The organism is Streptomyces sp. NPDC088733, assembly GCF_044751185.1.
GTDB lineage: Bacteria > Actinomycetota > Actinomycetes > Streptomycetales > Streptomycetaceae > Actinacidiphila.
Genome location: NZ_JBIVLH010000010.1, coordinates 117,434 through 132,564, shown reverse-complemented (window position 1 = coordinate 132,564; position 15,131 = coordinate 117,434). Strand labels below are relative to the sequence as shown.

The window sequence follows — 15,131 nt, the reverse complement described above, 5'->3', positions numbered from 1 at the left end:
CTCATGCCACGCAGCGGCGGTACAGCCGTCCCGGCCTTCGGTACCGGCCGGCGGGCTCCGCGGCGGCCGGCGCGGCAGCGCCACGAGGGGGTGCGGCGGCCCCTCGCTCGCGGTTTTCCACAGGCCCCGCCCGGCCTTGACACCCTCCCGGGCACCCCCGACCATTGAACCGAACGATCGGTCGGTCGGGAGGGAAGGGGCCTCGCATGACGACAGCGGCCGCGGCCGGGGAGAGCACGGAGACCACGGAGACGGGATCCGGACTCCTCGCCGCATTCGACGCGGCGGTCGCCGCCGAAGCGAGGATCGAGCCTCGCGACTGGATGCCGGACGCCTACCGGGCCACGCTGGTCCGGCAGATGGCACAGCACGCCCACTCCGAGATCATCGGCATGCAGCCGGAGGCCAACTGGATCACCCGCGCGCCCTCCCTGCGGCGCAAGGCCATCCTCATGGCCAAGGTCCAGGACGAGGCCGGCCACGGCCTGTACCTCTACAGCGCCACCGAGACCCTCGGCGTCAGCCGCGACGAGCTGCTCGACAAGCTCCACGCCGGCCGTCAGCGCTACTCCTCGATCTTCAACTACCCCACGCTGACCTGGGCCGACGTCGGCGCCATCGGCTGGCTCGTGGACGGCGCCGCGATCACCAACCAGGTGCCGCTGTGCCGCTGCTCCTACGGCCCGTACGCCCGCGCCATGATCCGCATCTGCAAGGAGGAGTCCTTCCACCAGCGCCAGGGGTACGAGCTGCTGCTCGCCCTCAGCAAGGGCACCGCCGAGCAGCACGCCATGGCCCAGGACGCCGTCGACCGCTGGTGGTGGCCCTCGCTGATGATGTTCGGCCCGCCCGACGGCGAGTCCGCCCACTCCGCCCAGTCCACGATCTGGAAGATCAAGCGGCACTCCAACGACGAACTGCGGCAGCGCTTCGTGGACATCTGCGTCCCCCAGGCCGAGATCCTCGGCCTCACGCTCCCCGACCCCGACCTGCGGTGGAACGAGGAGCGCGGCTGCCACGACTACGGAGCCATCGACTGGACCGAGTTCCAGGAAGTCCTGCGCGGCAACGGGCCGTGCAACGAACAGCGCCTGAGCCAGCGGCGCACCGCCCACGAAGAGGGCGCGTGGGTCCGCGAGGCGGCCGCCGCCCATGCGGCCAAGCAGCAAGCGGCCCGTCGCACGGCCGGGACCGAAGGGGGAGAGCGATGACGACCAGCGCCCAGGAGTGGCCGCTGTGGGAGGTCTTCGTCCGCAGCCGACGCGGACTGAGCCACACCCACGCCGGCAGCCTGCACGCCCCGGACGCCACCATGGCGCTGCGGCAGGCCCGCGACCTGTACACCCGGCGCAGCGAGGGCGTGTCCATCTGGGTGGTCCCCTCCACCCAGATCACCGCCTCCTCGCCCGACGAGAAGGACCCCTTCTTCGCCCCGTCCGCGGACAAGCCGTACCGCCACCCGACCTTCTACGAGATCCCCGAGGGAGTGGAGCACCTGTGAACGCCGCACTCGCACTGGGGGACGACGCGCTGGTGCTCGCGCAGCGCCTGGGGGAGTGGGCGGGGCACGCCCCGGTCCTGGAGGAGGAGGTCGCCCTCGCCAACATCGCCCTCGACCTGCTCGGCCAGGCCCGCGTGCTGCTGTCCCTCGCCGGTGACGAGGACGCACTCGCCTACCTGCGCGAGGAGCGGGAGTTCCGCAACCTCCAGCTCGTCGAGCAGCCCAACGGCGACTTCGCCCACACCATCGCCCGCCAGCTCTACTTCTCCCTGTACCAGGAGCTGATGTACGGCGAACTGGCCCGCGCCAAGGGCGGCCCCGAGGTGACCGGTCTCGCCGCGCTCGCCGGCAAGGCCGTCAAGGAGGTCGCCTACCACCGCGACCACGCCGTCCAGTGGACCCTGCGCCTCGGCGACGGCACCGAGGAGAGCCGGACACGGATGCAGCGCGCCCTGGACACCTTGTGGCGCTACACCGGCGAGATGTTCCAGCCCGTCGAAGGCCTGCCGGTGGCCCTCCCGCAGCTGCGCGAGCCCTGGCTCGCCGCCCTCTCCGACGTCCTCGGCCGGGCCACGCTGACGCTCCCCGAGGGCCCCAGCACGACACCCTGGTCCGCCGGGGCCGGCCGGCAGGGCATCCACACCGAGCCCTTCGGGCGGATGCTCGCGGAGATGCAGCACCTGCACCGCGCACACCCGGGGGCGACATGGTGACCGCGGGCCTCAGCGCGCTGGAGGCGGAGCTGCGCGCGGCCGTCGGCGCCGTGCCCGACCCCGAGCTGCCCGTCCTCACCCTCCAGGACCTGGGCATCCTCCGCGGCGTCCACCTCACCGGCCCCGGCAGCGTCGAGGTCGAGCTCACCCCGACCTACACCGCCTGCCCCGCCCTGGACACCATGGCCGCGGACGTGACGCAGGTGCTGCGCGAGCGCGGCATGACCGAGGTGTCGGTCCGCACGGTGCTCTCACCGCCCTGGTCCACCGACGCCATCACCGACGAGGGCCGCCGCAAGCTCACCGAGTACGGCATCGCTCCCCCGCGGCAGGCCGCGCCCGGCGGCGGGCCGATACCGCTGGAGCTCGCGGTGCGCTGCCCGCACTGCGGCTCCCTCGACACCGTCCTGCTCAACCGCTTCTCGTCCACCTCGTGCAAGGCGCTGCGCCGCTGCGAGAGCTGCCGCGAGCCGTTCGACCACTTCAAGGAGCTGTAGATGGCACCCGTCCCCGGGGCGCATGGCGCCTTCCACCCGCTGCGGGTGGCGGAGGTCGACCGGCTCACGGACGACGCGGTGGCCGTCACCCTCGATGTGCCCGAGGAACTGGGCGAGATCTACCGCTACACGCCCGGCCAGCACATCGCCCTGCGCCGCACGGCCGACGGCCGCGAGATCCGGCGGACGTACTCACTGTGCGACCCGGCACCGCACGGGGCCGCGCCGCGCACCCTGCGGGTGGGCGTGCGGCTCGTGGAGGAGGGCGAGTTCTCGACCTTCGCCCACAAGGAACTCGCGGTGGGCGACGTCCTGGAGGCGATGAGCCCGGCCGGGCGCTTCGTCCTGCACCCGCGGCCGGGGCACTTCGCGGCGGTGGTCGGCGGCAGCGGGATCACCCCTGTGCTGTCGATCGCCTCGACCCTGCTGGCCCGTCAGCGGGACGCCAGGTTCTGCCTGATACGCAGCGACCGCACCGCGGCGTCCACGATGTTCCTCGAAGAGGTCGCCGACCTGAAGGACCGTTACCCGGACCGCTTCCAGCTGGTCACGGTGCTCTCCCGCGAGGAGCAGCAGGCGGGGCTGCCGTCCGGCCGGCTCGACAAGGAGCGGCTGACCGGTCTGCTGCCGTCCCTGCTGCCGGTCGAGCGGATCGACGGCTGGTTCCTGTGCGGCCCCTACGGGCTGGTGCAGGGCGCCGAGCGGGCGCTGCGCGGCCTCGGGGTGACCCGCGGCCGCATCCACGAGGAGATCTTCCATGTGGACGCCGCACCGGTGAGCGCCGCGGCCGCCGGTGCCCACGAGGGCGCCACCGTGCGCGCGACCCTCGACGGGCGGGCCGGCAGCTGGCCCTCGCAGGGCGGTGAGTCGGTGCTGGAGACGGTGCTCCGCAACCGGGCGGACGCGCCCTACGCCTGCAAGGGCGGAGTGTGCGGGACCTGCCGGTCAAAGCTGGTCTCCGGCGAGGTGCGGATGGACCGGAACTTCGCCCTGGAGCCCGAGGAGATCGAGGCGGGATACGTGCTGGCCTGCCAGTCGCGCCCGGTCACCTCCTCAGTGGAGGTGGACTTCGACGCCTGACCGGCCCCCTCACGACGCCTGACCCCGCGGCCGGGGCCGCCCGGCCGCAGGGCTCAGAGCACGTACGCCTGGTCGCCGCCGTCCGCCACCAGCGGGCGGCCCGCGGCCTCCCAGCCGAGCATGCCGCCGTCGACGTTCACCGCGTCGATCCCCTGCGCGACCAGGTACTGCGTGACCTGCGCCGACCGGCCGCCGACCCGGCAGACCACGTGCACACGGCCGTCCTCCGGCAGCTCCGCGAGACGGGCCACGACCTCGCCCATCGGGATGTGCACCGCGTGCTCGGCGTGCCCCGCGTTCCACTCGTCGTGCTCGCGGACGTCCAGCAGATAGCCGTCGGCCGGCACCTGCACGGGGTCCACCGCGGGCAGCTGGGCGTTGAACATGGCAAGGACTCCTTCGATAGGGCGTGCGGTCCGACGGTACCCCGGACGCTACTCGGGGCCCTTCTCGGACCGGACGAGCTCCGCGAGCCGCGCCTCGCGGTTGGCGACCTGGTTGAGCAGGCTCTCGGCGATCTCGTTCAACAGACTGTCCGGATCGTCCGGGGAGAGCTTCATCATCTGCGCGATCGCGCTCTCCTCCAGCTCCGCCGCCGAGGCGGCGAGCTGCTCCTTGCGCTGCGCCAGCCACTCCAGCCGGGCGTAGAGCACCTCGCCCTCGCTGGGCTGCTGCTCTTCCGGCACCGGCCCGGCCTCCCACTCGGCCGCCAGCTCGCGCAGCCGCTCCTCGTCGGCGTAGGCGTACGCCTCGTTGACCCGGGCGATGAACTCGCTGCGGCGCTCCTGCTCCGCCTCGTCCTGCGCCAGGTCGGGGTGCGCCTTGCGGGCCAGCTCACGGTAGAGGCGCTGCGCCTCCTTGCCGGGCCGGACGCGGCGCGGCGGGTGGGGGTCCTCGCTGGGCCGGACGCCGTCGGAGCCGAGCAGCCCCCCGAACAGTTCCTCGACCCCCGGCATGGGCATCACAAGGGCCCGGGCCTCCCAGGCACGCCGGATGTCGTCCCGGTCGCCGCTCTTGGCGGCGACCGCCTCGGCGATCAGCGCGTCGAGCTCGTCGAGCCGGGCGTACATGGGCCCGAGCTTCTGATGGTGCAGCCGGGAGAAGTTCTCGACCTCCACCCGGAAGGTCTCCACCGCGATCTCGAACTCGATCAGTGCGTGCTCGGCGGCCCGCACGGCCTGCGCCAGCCGGTCCTGCGGATCGGAGGAGGCGGCGGTCGTTTCAGTGCCGGAGGTTTTCTTCACCGGTCCAGCCTACGAGGCCGAACGGGTGCCGGTCACAAGGTCCGTGAGCCTGCTCACGCCCCGCGTGCCCCGTCGGCGCGCTCCTGTGCGCTCCGGCGCGCGCCCCGCGCACATGAGCGCACTCGGACGCCCCACCGCCGCCCCGCGGAAGACGTGCCCCCGGCGCACTCCCGGACCGCCCGCGCAGGCCCCTCCAGCCCCCCCCAGGCCCCCGCGGGCCCCTCCGCGCCCCTTCGCCACCCAGACCCGGGATCCGCCTCAGATGCCCGTCTCCGCCGCGATCCGCCCCGCCCGGACCGCCGCCAGCAGTTCCGCGTGGTCCGCCTCCGTACGGTCCGCGTACGCGACCGCGAACGCCGCCACCGCCTCGTCCAGCTGCTCCCCCTTGCCGCAGTAGGCGGCGATCAGCCGCGGGTCCGCGTTGTGCGCGTGCGCCCGGGCCAGCAGCGCCCCCGTCATCCGCGCGTAGTCGTCGATCAACCCGGCCCGCAGCGACGCGGGGTCGACGCTGCCCTTGCGGTTGCGGAACTGCCGCACCTGGTACGGGCGCCCCTCCACGTCCGCCCACCCCAGCAGACTGTCGCTGACGACCTGCATCCGCTTCTGCCCCATCACCACGCGCCGCCCCTCGTGCCCGGCCGCGGGCGTGTCGAAGCCGGCCCGCGCCAGGTGCGGCACCAGCGCCGACCGCCGCGCCTCCTTCACCTGGAGCACCAGCGGCTCCCCGTGGTGGTCCAGGAGCAGCACCACGTACGAGCGTGTGCCCACGCTGCCGGTGCCGACCACCCGGAACGCCACGTCGTGCACCGCGTAGCGGGACAGCAGCGGCCACCGGTCCTCGCCGACCGTGGCCAGGTAGCCGTCCAGGGACAGCGCGCCCGCGACGGCCGCCGCCTCCGCGTCGGGCACCCGGCGCAGCACCGGCGGCGCGTCGACGAAGCGCCGTCCGCCGCCCCCGTCCGGCTCGGTGGCACGGGCGGCGAACTTGGCGCTGGTGTTGCGCCGCGCCTTCTCGCCGACCCGGCGCAGCGTGCCGGCCAGGTCGCGGGCGTCGGCGTGGGTGACCAGTTCCTCGTCGGCGATGGCGTGCCAGCCCTCCATGACCGGCAGTTTGGCCAGCAGCCGCATGGTGCGCCGGTACGCGCCGACCGCGTCGAAGGCGGCACCGCGGCAGATGTCCTCGTCCGCGCCGGCCTCGCGTCCGGCGAGCACCAGGGAGACGGCGAGCCGTTTGACGTCCCATTCCCAGGGGCCGTGCACGGTCTCGTCGAAGTCGTTGATGTCGATGACCAGGCGGCCGCCGTGGTCGCCGTACAGGCCGAAGTTGGCGGCGTGGGCGTCGCCGCAGATCTGGGTGCCGACGCCGGTGACCGGGGTGCCGGCGAGGTCGCCCGCCATGAGTCCGGCCGAGCCGCGCAGGAACGCGAAGGGGCTCGCGGCCATCCGCCCCACCCGCAGCGGCACCAGGCCGGGGATGCGCCCCTCGCCGGAGGCGAGCACCGACTCCACGGCCCCCTGCCGGCCGTCCTCGGACGCGAGTTCGGCGTGCGTCTCGCGCGGCACCCGCCGGCGCAGAGCCCGGCCCTGCTCCTTGGGGGCGCCGTCGTGCGGCCACCGCGCGAACCCGGGGATGTGCGGAATTCTGTGCTCCGCCTGCTGCACCTGCTCCACGCGCCTCTCCACCCCTTCGGGCCATGCCCGGTTGGTCACTCCTGGGGGCAATCTAGCCATTTACCGGACCGCGTCCGTTGTTTCATGCTTGCCTGAACACGAACGAACCGACCCTGATTGCTCCTTCAGCCTTCCGCGCCGAACCGCAGCCGAACCGCAGGTACCCGACGTTGGATGAGATGACCAGGCTCCCTGCCACCGCCACCACCACCGCGCTCGCGGCCACGGGTGTGTCCGCCCTGCTGCGCCTCGCCGTCGTGTGCGTCGACCCCGACGGGGACATCTCGTACTGGAACCGCGGCGCCGAGGAGCTGTTCGGGCACCGCTGGGAAGGCGTGTTCGGCCGCCCGTCGACCGGTCTGCTGCCCCACGCCCCGGGCCCGGCCGGGCCGTCCGGGGTGCCGGGACCGGCAGTCCCGCCGGGGCCGCCCGGCCGGTCCACGGCCACCGGGCAGGACGTCCTGGAGCTGCTGGACGACCTCACGGAGCCCGCGTGGGCGGGCAGCCTGCCCGCCACCGACCGCGACGGCGCCGTCAAGGACGTGATGTGGTGGTCGTACCGGATCATGGAGCCGGCCGGCCGCAGCCTGCTGCTGATCGCCGCCAACGCCCGCCCGCTGCGCGACACCGGGCCCCGGCTCGCGCTCGGCGACCGCCTCCTGCCGTACGCCGCCGACAGCTCGGCGCTGCGCGGGGGCGTCCGTGTCGCCGCGCGCCTCGCACCGGTCCCCGATCCCGGGCACGCCGGGCATCTGGCGGCACGGCTCGGCTCGGTGCTGCCCCGGGTCAGTGCGGGGCGGCTGGAGCGGATCATGCAGCAGATCGTTCCGCTGGGATACCCGGCGGTCGAGGTGGACGGCACGCTGCCGCTGCCCGTCCTGCCCGAGGAGTACGAGGCCGGCGCGGTGCGGGCGGCGCCCGCCAACCCCGGCACCGGCCGCACGGCCCGGGCGACCCGTCCGGCCTACCGCGAGCTGCTCCCGGGCCCGCGCACCGACGGGGCCCCGCCGGCGCTCGCCCCCGCTCCCGCTCCGGCGCTCGCCCCCGGGCATGTGCTGGACGAGCAGCTGGCGCTGCTCCGCGAGACGGGTGCCAAGGTCGGTTCCACCCTCGACCTGGAGACAACGGCACGCGAGCTGTGCGCGGTCACCGTGCCGCGGTTCGCCGACTTCGCGGCGGTGCTCGTCGTGGACCAGCTGTTCTCCGACACCGAGCTGCCCAAGGACGACCGGGCGGGGGACACGATCATCGCCCGCCGGGTGGCGGTCGCGCACACCGCGGCGACCCCCGGCTCGTGGGCGGCCGCCCTGCCGGAGGGCGAGTTGATCCCGTTGCCCGCCGACAGCACCCCGCGCATCGGGGAGCCCCTGGTCGTGCCGGTGATAGACCCCGCGATCGCCCGCGACATCGCCGTGGACCTGGGAGTGCCGGGACTCGGACCGCTGCTGCCGGACCGCTCGATGATCGTGGTGCCGCTGACGGCGCGCGGCACGGTGCTGGGCCGGATGTGCTTCCTGCGGCACCCGGGCCGTCGCCCCTTCGACGCCAAGGACGCCGCGACGGCCTCCGAGGTGGCCGCGCGCGGCGCCGTCCACCTGGACAACGCGCGGCTGCACCGGATGGAGTCGCGGGCCGCGGCCACCCTTCAGCGCAGCATGATGCCAACCCGGCCGCCGCGCCTGCCCGGGGTGCGGATCGCCCACCGGTACATGCCCGGTGACCGCCAGGCGCAGGTCGGCGGCGACTGGTTCGACGCCATCCAGCTGCCGGGCGGCCGGGTCGCGCTGATCGTGGGCGACGTGATGGGGCACGGACTGCTGTCGGCCGCGGTGATGGGCCAGTTCCGGACCTCGGTGATCACCATGGCCGCGCTCGACCTGCCGCCCGCCCAGCTGCTGCGCCACCTGGACAACCTCGCCCACCGGCTCGGCGCCGAGCACCTGGCGACCTGCGTGTACGCGGTCTACGACCCGATCCACCGCACCCTGACCCTGGCCAACGCCGGTCACATCCCGCCGGTGCTGGCCCGGCACGACGGCCGCAGCGAGCTGCTGCAGATCCCCAAGGGCGCCCCGATCGGGGTGGGCGGCGTGCCCTTCGAGACGGTGGAGATCCCGGTCCCGGACGGCAGTTGGCTGGTGCTGTGCACCGACGGGCTGGTGGAGGTGCGCGGGCAGGGCATAGACGCCGGTCTGGCGGCGCTCTGCGCGAACGTCATCGAGCCGCAGCAGACCCCGGAGGACGTCTGCGAGCAGATCCTCAGCCGCGTCCACTCCGACGACCGGCGTGACGACGTGGCACTGCTGGTCGCCAACTTCCAGGGCATTCCGTCGCAGGACGTCGCCGAGTGGCAGCTGTCGCTGGACCCGTCCGACGTCGGCAGGGCGCGGGCGCTCACCCGCGCGCAGCTGGCCGAATGGGGGCTGGAGGGGCTCGGCGAGCTGACGGAGCTGCTGGTCAGCGAGCTGGTGACCAATGCGCTGCGGGCCGCGTCGCACGAGGTCTCGCTGCGGTTGATGCGGGTCGGCAAGCTGCTGGTCGAGGTGAGCGACGACGACCACAACCTGCCGCAGCTGCGGCGTGCGGACGCCGACGACGAGGAGGGCCGCGGGCTGGCCCTGGTGAGCAACCTCTCACGGCGCTGGGGCACCAGCCGCAAGGCCGTCGGCAAGGTCGTCTGGTTCGAGCTGCCACTGCCCTCCTGAACGGCAGCGCCCCGCCCGGAACCGGGACAGTGACGCCCGTGCCGGAGGCGGCACGTATGTCGAGGCGGCCGGTCTCCGGCTCCCGCAAACCCGCCGAGGGGGGCAGCTGATGGGGATGCTCGCCGAGGAGCCCGCCGCCGCCATCGGGCCGGAGCTCGGTGCAGGGGTTCTCACCCGGCAGGTGATTCTCCGCCAAGGGCCGCACCGAGGGCCTCGCCCGCCTCGGTCAGCCGGTAGCTGACCCGCAGCGGCGGCCCGGCATCCACCTCGCAAACGGCCGCAGGCCGTCCGGTTCGAGCTGCCACTGCCCTCCTGAACGGCAGCACCCCGGGCGACGACGCCCGGCACGCGTCGGGCGAAATGGCCTCGCCCGCCTCGGTCAGCCGGTAGCTGACCCGCGCAGCGGCGGCCCCGCATCCACCTCGCGGACGACCAGCCCGGCCGCAAGGCCGTCGGCAGGGCCGCTGGGTTCGAACGACCGCCGCCCCGCCCGGAAGCCGGACAGCGACGCCCGGCACGCGCGGCTCAGCGGGCGTCGGGCCGGAGCTCGGTGCAGGGGTTCTCGCCGGGCAGGTGGTTCTCCGCCCAGCGGCCGAGTTCGCCCAGGGCCGGACCGAGGGCCTCGCCCGCCTCGGTCAGCCGGTAGCTGACCCGCAGCGGCGGCCCGGCATCCACTTCGCGGACGACAAGCCCGGCCTCGGCCAGCTCCGTGAGCCGGTCGGAGAGCATGCGCTCGCTGATGCCGGGGATGGCTCGGCGCAGCTCGGCGAAGTAGGCCGGCCGCTGTGTGAGAACCGCCACGACCAGGCCGGTCCAGCGCTTGCCGAGAAGCCCGAACACGCGCGTCAGGCCGCTGTCCACGCGTGCGCACTGCTCGGGCGGATGGTCCGCCTGCTCGATCCCCTGTGCCATGCCCCCACGATACCGCCCTTGTCACTAGCGGCTGCAAAAAAGTAAGCTCCTGTGATAGCAATAGCTGCGCACGAAGACATAGCTGCGAAGTTTTCATTCACAGCGAAGCAAAAGGAAGTGAGCACCTCCATGCCCACGCTGCTGCACATCGACTCGTCCATCTGGCCCGCCGAGAGCTCCGCCTCACGGGACGTCGCCGCCACCTTCCGCAAGGAGTGGGAGGCCCAGCACCCGGGCGGCGAGGTGATCTACCGGGACCTTTCCGCCGAGCCCGTGCCGCACATCGACGCCGCCGCCTACACCGCGGGCGCCGAGCACCCGGTCCGCAACGAGCTCGCCGACGAGCTGGAGCGCGCCGACGCCGTGCTGATCAGCGCGCCGATGTACAACTACACAATTCCGTCGACCCTGAAGGCCTGGCTGGACCAGGTGATCATCCTGGGCCGCACCGCGGGCGAGCACCCCTCCGCGGCCGACACCCCGGTGGTCGTCGTCGCCAGCCGCGGCGGCGGTTACGGCCCGGGCACGCCGCGCGCCGACTTCGAGTTCGTCACGAACTACCTGGAGAAGGTGCTCACCGGGGGCCTCGGCATCAAGGAACTGCACTTCATCGTTCCGGAGCTGACCCTGGCCCGGGTCGTGCCCGCGATGGCCGACCTGGTCGACCTCTCCGACGCCTCCAAGGCCACCGCCCACGAGCAGGCCGGCGCCAAGGCCAAGGAGCTCGCCTCGCGCATCGCCGCCTGACCGCGGCGGCGCGCGACCCGCTCCACCCCGCACGGCCGCGGCACCCCCGAGCCGCGGACCCCCGACACGCGAAGGGCCGCGTGGCAGTTGCCACGCGGCCCTTCGCCGTCGTCACCGCGGGCCCGGGGCCCGCGTGTCGTACGTGCGCCCATGGGGGCGCGGGACGTCAGAGGTTGACGCCGAAGTCCTGTGCGATGCCGCGCAGGCCGGAGGCGTACCCCTGGCCGACGGCACGGAACTTCCACTCGGCGCCGTTGCGGTACAGCTCGCCGAAGACCATGGCGGTCTCGGTGGAGGCGTCCTCGGTGAGGTCGTAGCGGGCGAGCTCGTTGTTGTCGGCCTGGTTCACCACGCGGATGAACGCGTTGCGGACCTGGCCGAAGGACTGCTGGCGGCTCTCGGCGTCGTAGATCGACACCGGGAAGACGATCTTGGAGACCTCGGCGGGGACCGTCGCCAGGTTCACCTTGACCTGCTCGTCGTCGCCCTCGCCCTCACCCGTGAGGTTGTCGCCGGTGTGCTCCACCGAACCCTCGGGGCTCTTGAGGTTGTTGAAGAAGATGAAGTGCTTGTCCGAGACGACCTTGCTTTCGGCGTTGACCAGCAGCGCGCTCGCGTCGAGGTCGAAGTCCGTGCCGGTGGTCGTGCGCACGTCCCAGCCGAGACCGACGGTGACCGCGGTCAGTCCCGGGGCCTCCTTGGTCAGCGAGACATTGCCGCCCTTGGAAAGGCTGACACCCATGGGATCTCCCTGCTCAATCCGGCGCGGGCCGCGCCCCTTGACGATTCCTTTGCCCATCGCGTACAACGGGCCGCCGCGCGCGCGGGTTCCCGCCGCCGCACCGCTTCACCTGAGTGCCGCAGCGCGGCTCGTCACAGCGCCCGTACGCTCTCCAGCTCCGCCGCGAACAGCACCGCGGGATCGAAGCCCATCCCGGTGAAGTGGCCGGCGAGCTCCAGCGAGAGGACGCCGTGCAGCCGCGTCCACACCGCCAAGGCCCGGCGCAGCCCCGCCTCCGGGGCGGGGTGGCCGCCGGTCCACTCCCGGTGCGCGGCAAGGTGCTCGTCCAGGGCCGCACCGGCCGGGCCGGGGGAGGCGCCGGGCGCCGCGGCGGAGGGCTCCGCGCAGGCGTCGAGCAGCGTCGCCATGATCTCCCGGGCGATGCCGGTGATGTCGTCGGGCGCCTGGTAGCCCGGCACGGGCGTGCCGTACACGAGGAAGTAGCGCTGCGGGTCCTCCAGGGCCCAGTGGCGCAGGGTGTGCGCCAGGCCGGGGAGCCCGGGCTCCGCCCGGGCGGCCGCCGCACCGCCGGGGCCATCCGAGCTGTACCCGCACAGCGGAGCGAGAACCTGTCACCCGCCCGGGCCGCTCAGGCGGCGTCCGTACGGAGCGCGTCCAGGGCCAGCGTCAGGTCCACCAGGTCCCGGGGGTGGGTGAGCCGCCGCCCCGTGAGCAGTTCGAGGCGGTGCAGCCGGTTGAGGACGGTGTTGCGGTGGCAGTCCATGTGCTCCGCGGCGGCGCGCGGCGATCCGCCGCAGTCCATCCAGGCCGCGAACGTGCCCAGCAGGCAGTCCCGTTCGCCGTCCGGCAGGTCCCGCAGCGGACCGAGCACCCGGTCGGCCAGCTCACCGGCGAACGGCCGGTCCGAGGCGACGAGGGCGTCCGGGATGCGCTCCTCCCAGAGCACCACCTCCCCGTCGGCCGTGCAGGCGGGCAGCGCCAGTTCGGCCAGCGCCCGGGAGCGGTGCAGCTCCGACAGGCCCGTCACGACCGGCCCGACCCCCGCGCGCAGCCCCGGCACCGTCCGCAGGAACGCGGCGAACGTGGTGAACGCGGTCGGCGGCTGCCGCTCCCCCAGCAGCACGACGAGGTACTCGCCCGCCCCCTCCCGCGGCACCCGCAGCAGCCGCCCGCCGGTGCCGGACGCGGCGGCGGGAACAGCCGTACGGACGGCGGTCCGTGCCGTGGTCGCGGCCACCGCGAAGCGCCCGTCCACGGGGACGCCGAGGGCCTGCGCCACGGCGCGCACGCCCATCCCGTCCGAGCGGCCCTCCAGGAGCGCGGCCAGCAGCGTCGCGGCCGGCGGCCCGTCCGCGGCCGTGCCGTCGTCGGACGTCTCGCGGTAGGCCTCGGCCAGGATCGCGGCGTTGCGTTCCCTGAACCCCCACATCCGCGGGGCGACGCGGACCATGAGGGACAGCCGGTCGGGGTCGTGGGCGGCGACGGTGTCCACGAGTTCCTGCCACAGGACCGCGCCGCCCACGGACAGTACGTGCAGCAGCAGTTCCGGCGGCATCCCCAGGGCGGCCTGGCGGCGTCCCACCATGCCCATGTGCAGGGCGGCGGCGACGTCGCAGCCCGAGTCCACGAGCCGGTCCAGATGCATCCGGATGATCGTCGCGAAGCCCTCGGGCGAGCAGTCGGGGTTGCCCGCGTGGTCCATGAAGCCGGGGACCTCGGTGCGCAGCCGTGCCGTGACCCGCGCCGCCAGCTCGTCCACCCGTCCCCGCATGCGCAGCGCCGCCGCCCGCAGCAGCGCGCTGGCCGCCGCCTCGTCCCGCGCGACGGCCGCCTCCTCGGTGCGGACGCTCACCGCGGGGTCCCTCCGGCGGCGGGGGCGATGCGTTCGGCGTCGAGGGCGAGCGCCAGGTGCACGACGTCGTGCGGCCGGGACGGCGAGCGGCCGGTGAGCCGCTCGAGCCGCCGCAGCCGCCGCCGCAGGGTGTTGGGGTGGCAGAAGAGGGCGGCCGCGGCCCGCTCGACGGAGCCGTCGGAGTCCAGCCAGGTCTCCAGCGTCTCCAGCAGGACGGTCCGCTCGCCCGGGTCGACCGCGTGCAGTCCGCCCAGCACGCCGGAGGCGACCTCGGCCGCCACCTCGGGACGGCGGGCGAGCAGGGCGGCCGGCCAGCGCCGGTCGAGGAGCGCCACCTCGCCGTCGCGGGTGCAGGTGCGCAGGGCGAGTTCCGCGAGGTCCCGGGCGTGCCCGGCGTCGGCGAGCCGCGCCACCTGGGGGCTCAGCCCGGCCCGGGCCCCGTCCGGCACGCCGAGCGCCGACGCGAACGCGCCGACCGGCAGCTCGCCCAGTTCGGCCAGGAGCATCTCGCCGGCCGGCGGGAAGGCGCGGCGCACCCGCACCCCGGCGGGGGTGCCGCTGCGCGCCGGGCCCGGCCGCGGGCGGCGCGAGGTGTTGCGTACGACGGCGACCGCGAAACGGCCGGTCTCCGGGAGGTCCAGTGCCCGCGCTGTTTCCGCGACGTCGTGCGGGCCCACCCGCCCGGCCAGCAGCGCCTCCAGCGCGCGGCGTCCGCGCTGCCGGTGGTGGGTCGCCTCGGTGCGGGCCCGGCCGTGGGCGTCCGCCATCAGCCGGCTGTCGCGTTCGAACAGGTCCCAGACCTCCGCCGCGGCGCGGGCCATCAGCTGGGTTCCGCGCGGCCCGCGGCCCTCACCGGCGCGCACCAGGGACAGCCACAGCTCGTCGCCGCCGGTGCGGTAGGCGCCGATCATCGAACGGAGCGGGAAGTCCTGCCAGGCCCTGCGCTCGCCCACCCAGGACTGGTACTCGGCGGACACCATGGTGTGCGCCGGGTCGGCGAGCGCGTCCAGCACCGCGGCGACGGCGCCTCCCGCCTCCTCCCGGAACCCGGGCGGCACGAGCCCCGGCTCCCGGTAGGCCGGGTGCCGTTCGCGTATGCGGTCGACGATCCGGTCGGCGAGCGGCACGACCCGCTTGCGGACCTCGCGCGCCGCCGACCGCAGCAGTTCGGCGTGCTCGAGGCCGTCCGCGTCGGGTGCGGGGCGTGTCGGCGCAGGGGCGGTCATCCGTTCTCCTCCCGGTGCCCGGGGAGCGGCGGTCCGGGGGCGTCACGCGTTTCTACCCGCCGCGCGACCGGGGCCGGTAGGCAACCGACGCAACCCTTACCCATTCCGACGGGGATCTCCGCAGGTCACCAGGGATCTCCGCAGGTCGCCGAACACGCTGTCGACCGCGCGGGACCCGCCGGTCCCCGGCCCCCGGCGGTGGCGCCGCACAGCCGGGCACCGCCGTCGTTGGGAACCGCCA

General features: G+C 74.3%; 14 protein-coding genes and 2 pseudogenes. 7 read left to right on the top strand and 9 right to left on the bottom strand.

Translation table 11 applies throughout. The features are described 5' to 3' along the window. The first annotated feature begins 206 nt into the window (after positions 1 to 206). From paaA to ACIP64_RS20200, 5 genes are read left to right on the top strand one after another with little or no spacing between them, the layout of a single operon-like run. Positions 207 to 1,211, top strand: a complete 1,005-nt coding sequence (gene paaA / locus ACIP64_RS20220) for a 1,2-phenylacetyl-CoA epoxidase subunit PaaA (protein WP_401588426.1) — start codon at positions 207 to 209, stop codon at positions 1,209 to 1,211. Next, on the top strand, positions 1,208 to 1,501 hold the full coding sequence (gene paaB / locus ACIP64_RS20215) for a 1,2-phenylacetyl-CoA epoxidase subunit PaaB (RefSeq protein WP_360904658.1): 294 nt from the start codon (positions 1,208 to 1,210) through the stop codon (positions 1,499 to 1,501). The genes paaA and paaB overlap by 4 nt, the downstream gene beginning before the upstream one ends. Next, complete coding sequence (gene paaC / locus ACIP64_RS20210; RefSeq protein ID WP_401588423.1) at positions 1,498 to 2,214, top strand: 1,2-phenylacetyl-CoA epoxidase subunit PaaC; 717 nt, start codon at positions 1,498 to 1,500, stop codon at positions 2,212 to 2,214. The genes paaB and paaC overlap by 4 nt, the downstream gene beginning before the upstream one ends. Further along, positions 2,208 to 2,711: a 1,2-phenylacetyl-CoA epoxidase subunit PaaD gene (gene paaD / locus ACIP64_RS20205; protein ID WP_401588421.1), complete on the top strand. Its 504-nt coding sequence runs from the start codon at positions 2,208 to 2,210 to the stop codon at positions 2,709 to 2,711. The genes paaC and paaD overlap by 7 nt, the downstream gene beginning before the upstream one ends. After that, entirely contained in the window at positions 2,712 to 3,791 is a 1,080-nt protein-coding gene (locus ACIP64_RS20200) for a 2Fe-2S iron-sulfur cluster-binding protein (RefSeq protein WP_401588418.1), read from the top strand. A gap of 53 nt (positions 3,792 to 3,844) precedes the next feature. Here the strand turns inward: ACIP64_RS20200 and ACIP64_RS20195 are convergent, their stop codons facing one another. The 3 genes from ACIP64_RS20195 to ACIP64_RS20185 all read right to left on the bottom strand — a co-directional run bounded on the left by ACIP64_RS20195 (position 3,845) and on the right by ACIP64_RS20185 (position 6,706). Continuing rightward, positions 3,845 to 4,177, bottom strand: a complete 333-nt coding sequence (locus tag ACIP64_RS20195; RefSeq protein ID WP_401588416.1) for a rhodanese-like domain-containing protein — start codon at positions 4,175 to 4,177, stop codon at positions 3,845 to 3,847. A 48-nt stretch (positions 4,178 to 4,225) separates the two neighbouring features. Next, entirely contained in the window at positions 4,226 to 5,035 is an 810-nt protein-coding gene (locus tag ACIP64_RS20190; protein WP_401588413.1) for a hypothetical protein, read from the bottom strand. Between the two features lie 258 nt (positions 5,036 to 5,293). Continuing rightward, positions 5,294 to 6,706: a DUF2252 domain-containing protein gene (locus ACIP64_RS20185; protein ID WP_401588410.1), complete on the bottom strand. Its 1,413-nt coding sequence runs from the start codon at positions 6,704 to 6,706 to the stop codon at positions 5,294 to 5,296. A gap of 179 nt (positions 6,707 to 6,885) precedes the next feature. Here ACIP64_RS20185 and ACIP64_RS20180 point away from each other — a divergent pair, with 179 nt between their 5' ends. Then, a complete protein-coding gene (locus tag ACIP64_RS20180) occupies positions 6,886 to 9,411 on the top strand; it encodes a SpoIIE family protein phosphatase (protein WP_401588407.1) in 2,526 nt (841 codons plus the stop codon). A gap of 353 nt (positions 9,412 to 9,764) precedes the next feature. Here the strand turns inward: ACIP64_RS20180 and ACIP64_RS20175 are convergent. Further along, a pseudogene (locus ACIP64_RS20175) lies at positions 9,765 to 9,856 on the bottom strand (transcriptional regulator); the annotation flags it as partial. Between the two features lie 80 nt (positions 9,857 to 9,936). Continuing rightward, positions 9,937 to 10,323 carry a winged helix-turn-helix transcriptional regulator gene (locus ACIP64_RS20170; RefSeq protein WP_401588404.1) on the bottom strand — a complete coding sequence of 129 codons (387 nt, stop codon included), beginning with the start codon at positions 10,321 to 10,323 and terminating at the stop codon, positions 9,937 to 9,939. Between the two features lie 129 nt (positions 10,324 to 10,452). Here ACIP64_RS20170 and ACIP64_RS20165 point away from each other — a divergent pair, with 129 nt between their 5' ends. Next, complete coding sequence (locus ACIP64_RS20165; protein ID WP_401588401.1) at positions 10,453 to 11,070, top strand: FMN-dependent NADH-azoreductase; 618 nt, start codon at positions 10,453 to 10,455, stop codon at positions 11,068 to 11,070. Positions 11,071 to 11,236: 166 nt separating this feature from the next. Here ACIP64_RS20165 and ACIP64_RS20160 read toward each other — a convergent pair whose 3' ends face one another. The 4 genes and pseudogenes from ACIP64_RS20160 to ACIP64_RS20145 all read right to left on the bottom strand — a co-directional run bounded on the left by ACIP64_RS20160 (position 11,237) and on the right by ACIP64_RS20145 (position 14,890). Beyond that, the gene (locus ACIP64_RS20160) at positions 11,237 to 11,812 is read right to left on the bottom strand and encodes a TerD family protein (RefSeq protein ID WP_401588398.1); all 576 of its coding nucleotides are present in this window, start codon (positions 11,810 to 11,812) and stop codon (positions 11,237 to 11,239) included. 131 nt (positions 11,813 to 11,943) lie between these two features. Continuing rightward, positions 11,944 to 12,393: pseudogene (locus tag ACIP64_RS20155) on the bottom strand (TetR-like C-terminal domain-containing protein); the annotation flags it as partial. Positions 12,394 to 12,440: 47 nt separating this feature from the next. Beyond that, positions 12,441 to 13,664 carry a PucR family transcriptional regulator gene (locus ACIP64_RS20150; RefSeq protein WP_401588396.1) on the bottom strand — a complete coding sequence of 408 codons (1,224 nt, stop codon included), beginning with the start codon at positions 13,662 to 13,664 and terminating at the stop codon, positions 12,441 to 12,443. Then, a complete protein-coding gene (locus tag ACIP64_RS20145; RefSeq protein WP_401588393.1) occupies positions 13,661 to 14,890 on the bottom strand; it encodes a PucR family transcriptional regulator in 1,230 nt (409 codons plus the stop codon). The genes ACIP64_RS20150 and ACIP64_RS20145 overlap by 4 nt, the downstream gene beginning before the upstream one ends. Positions 14,891 to 15,131: the final 241 nt, after the last annotated feature.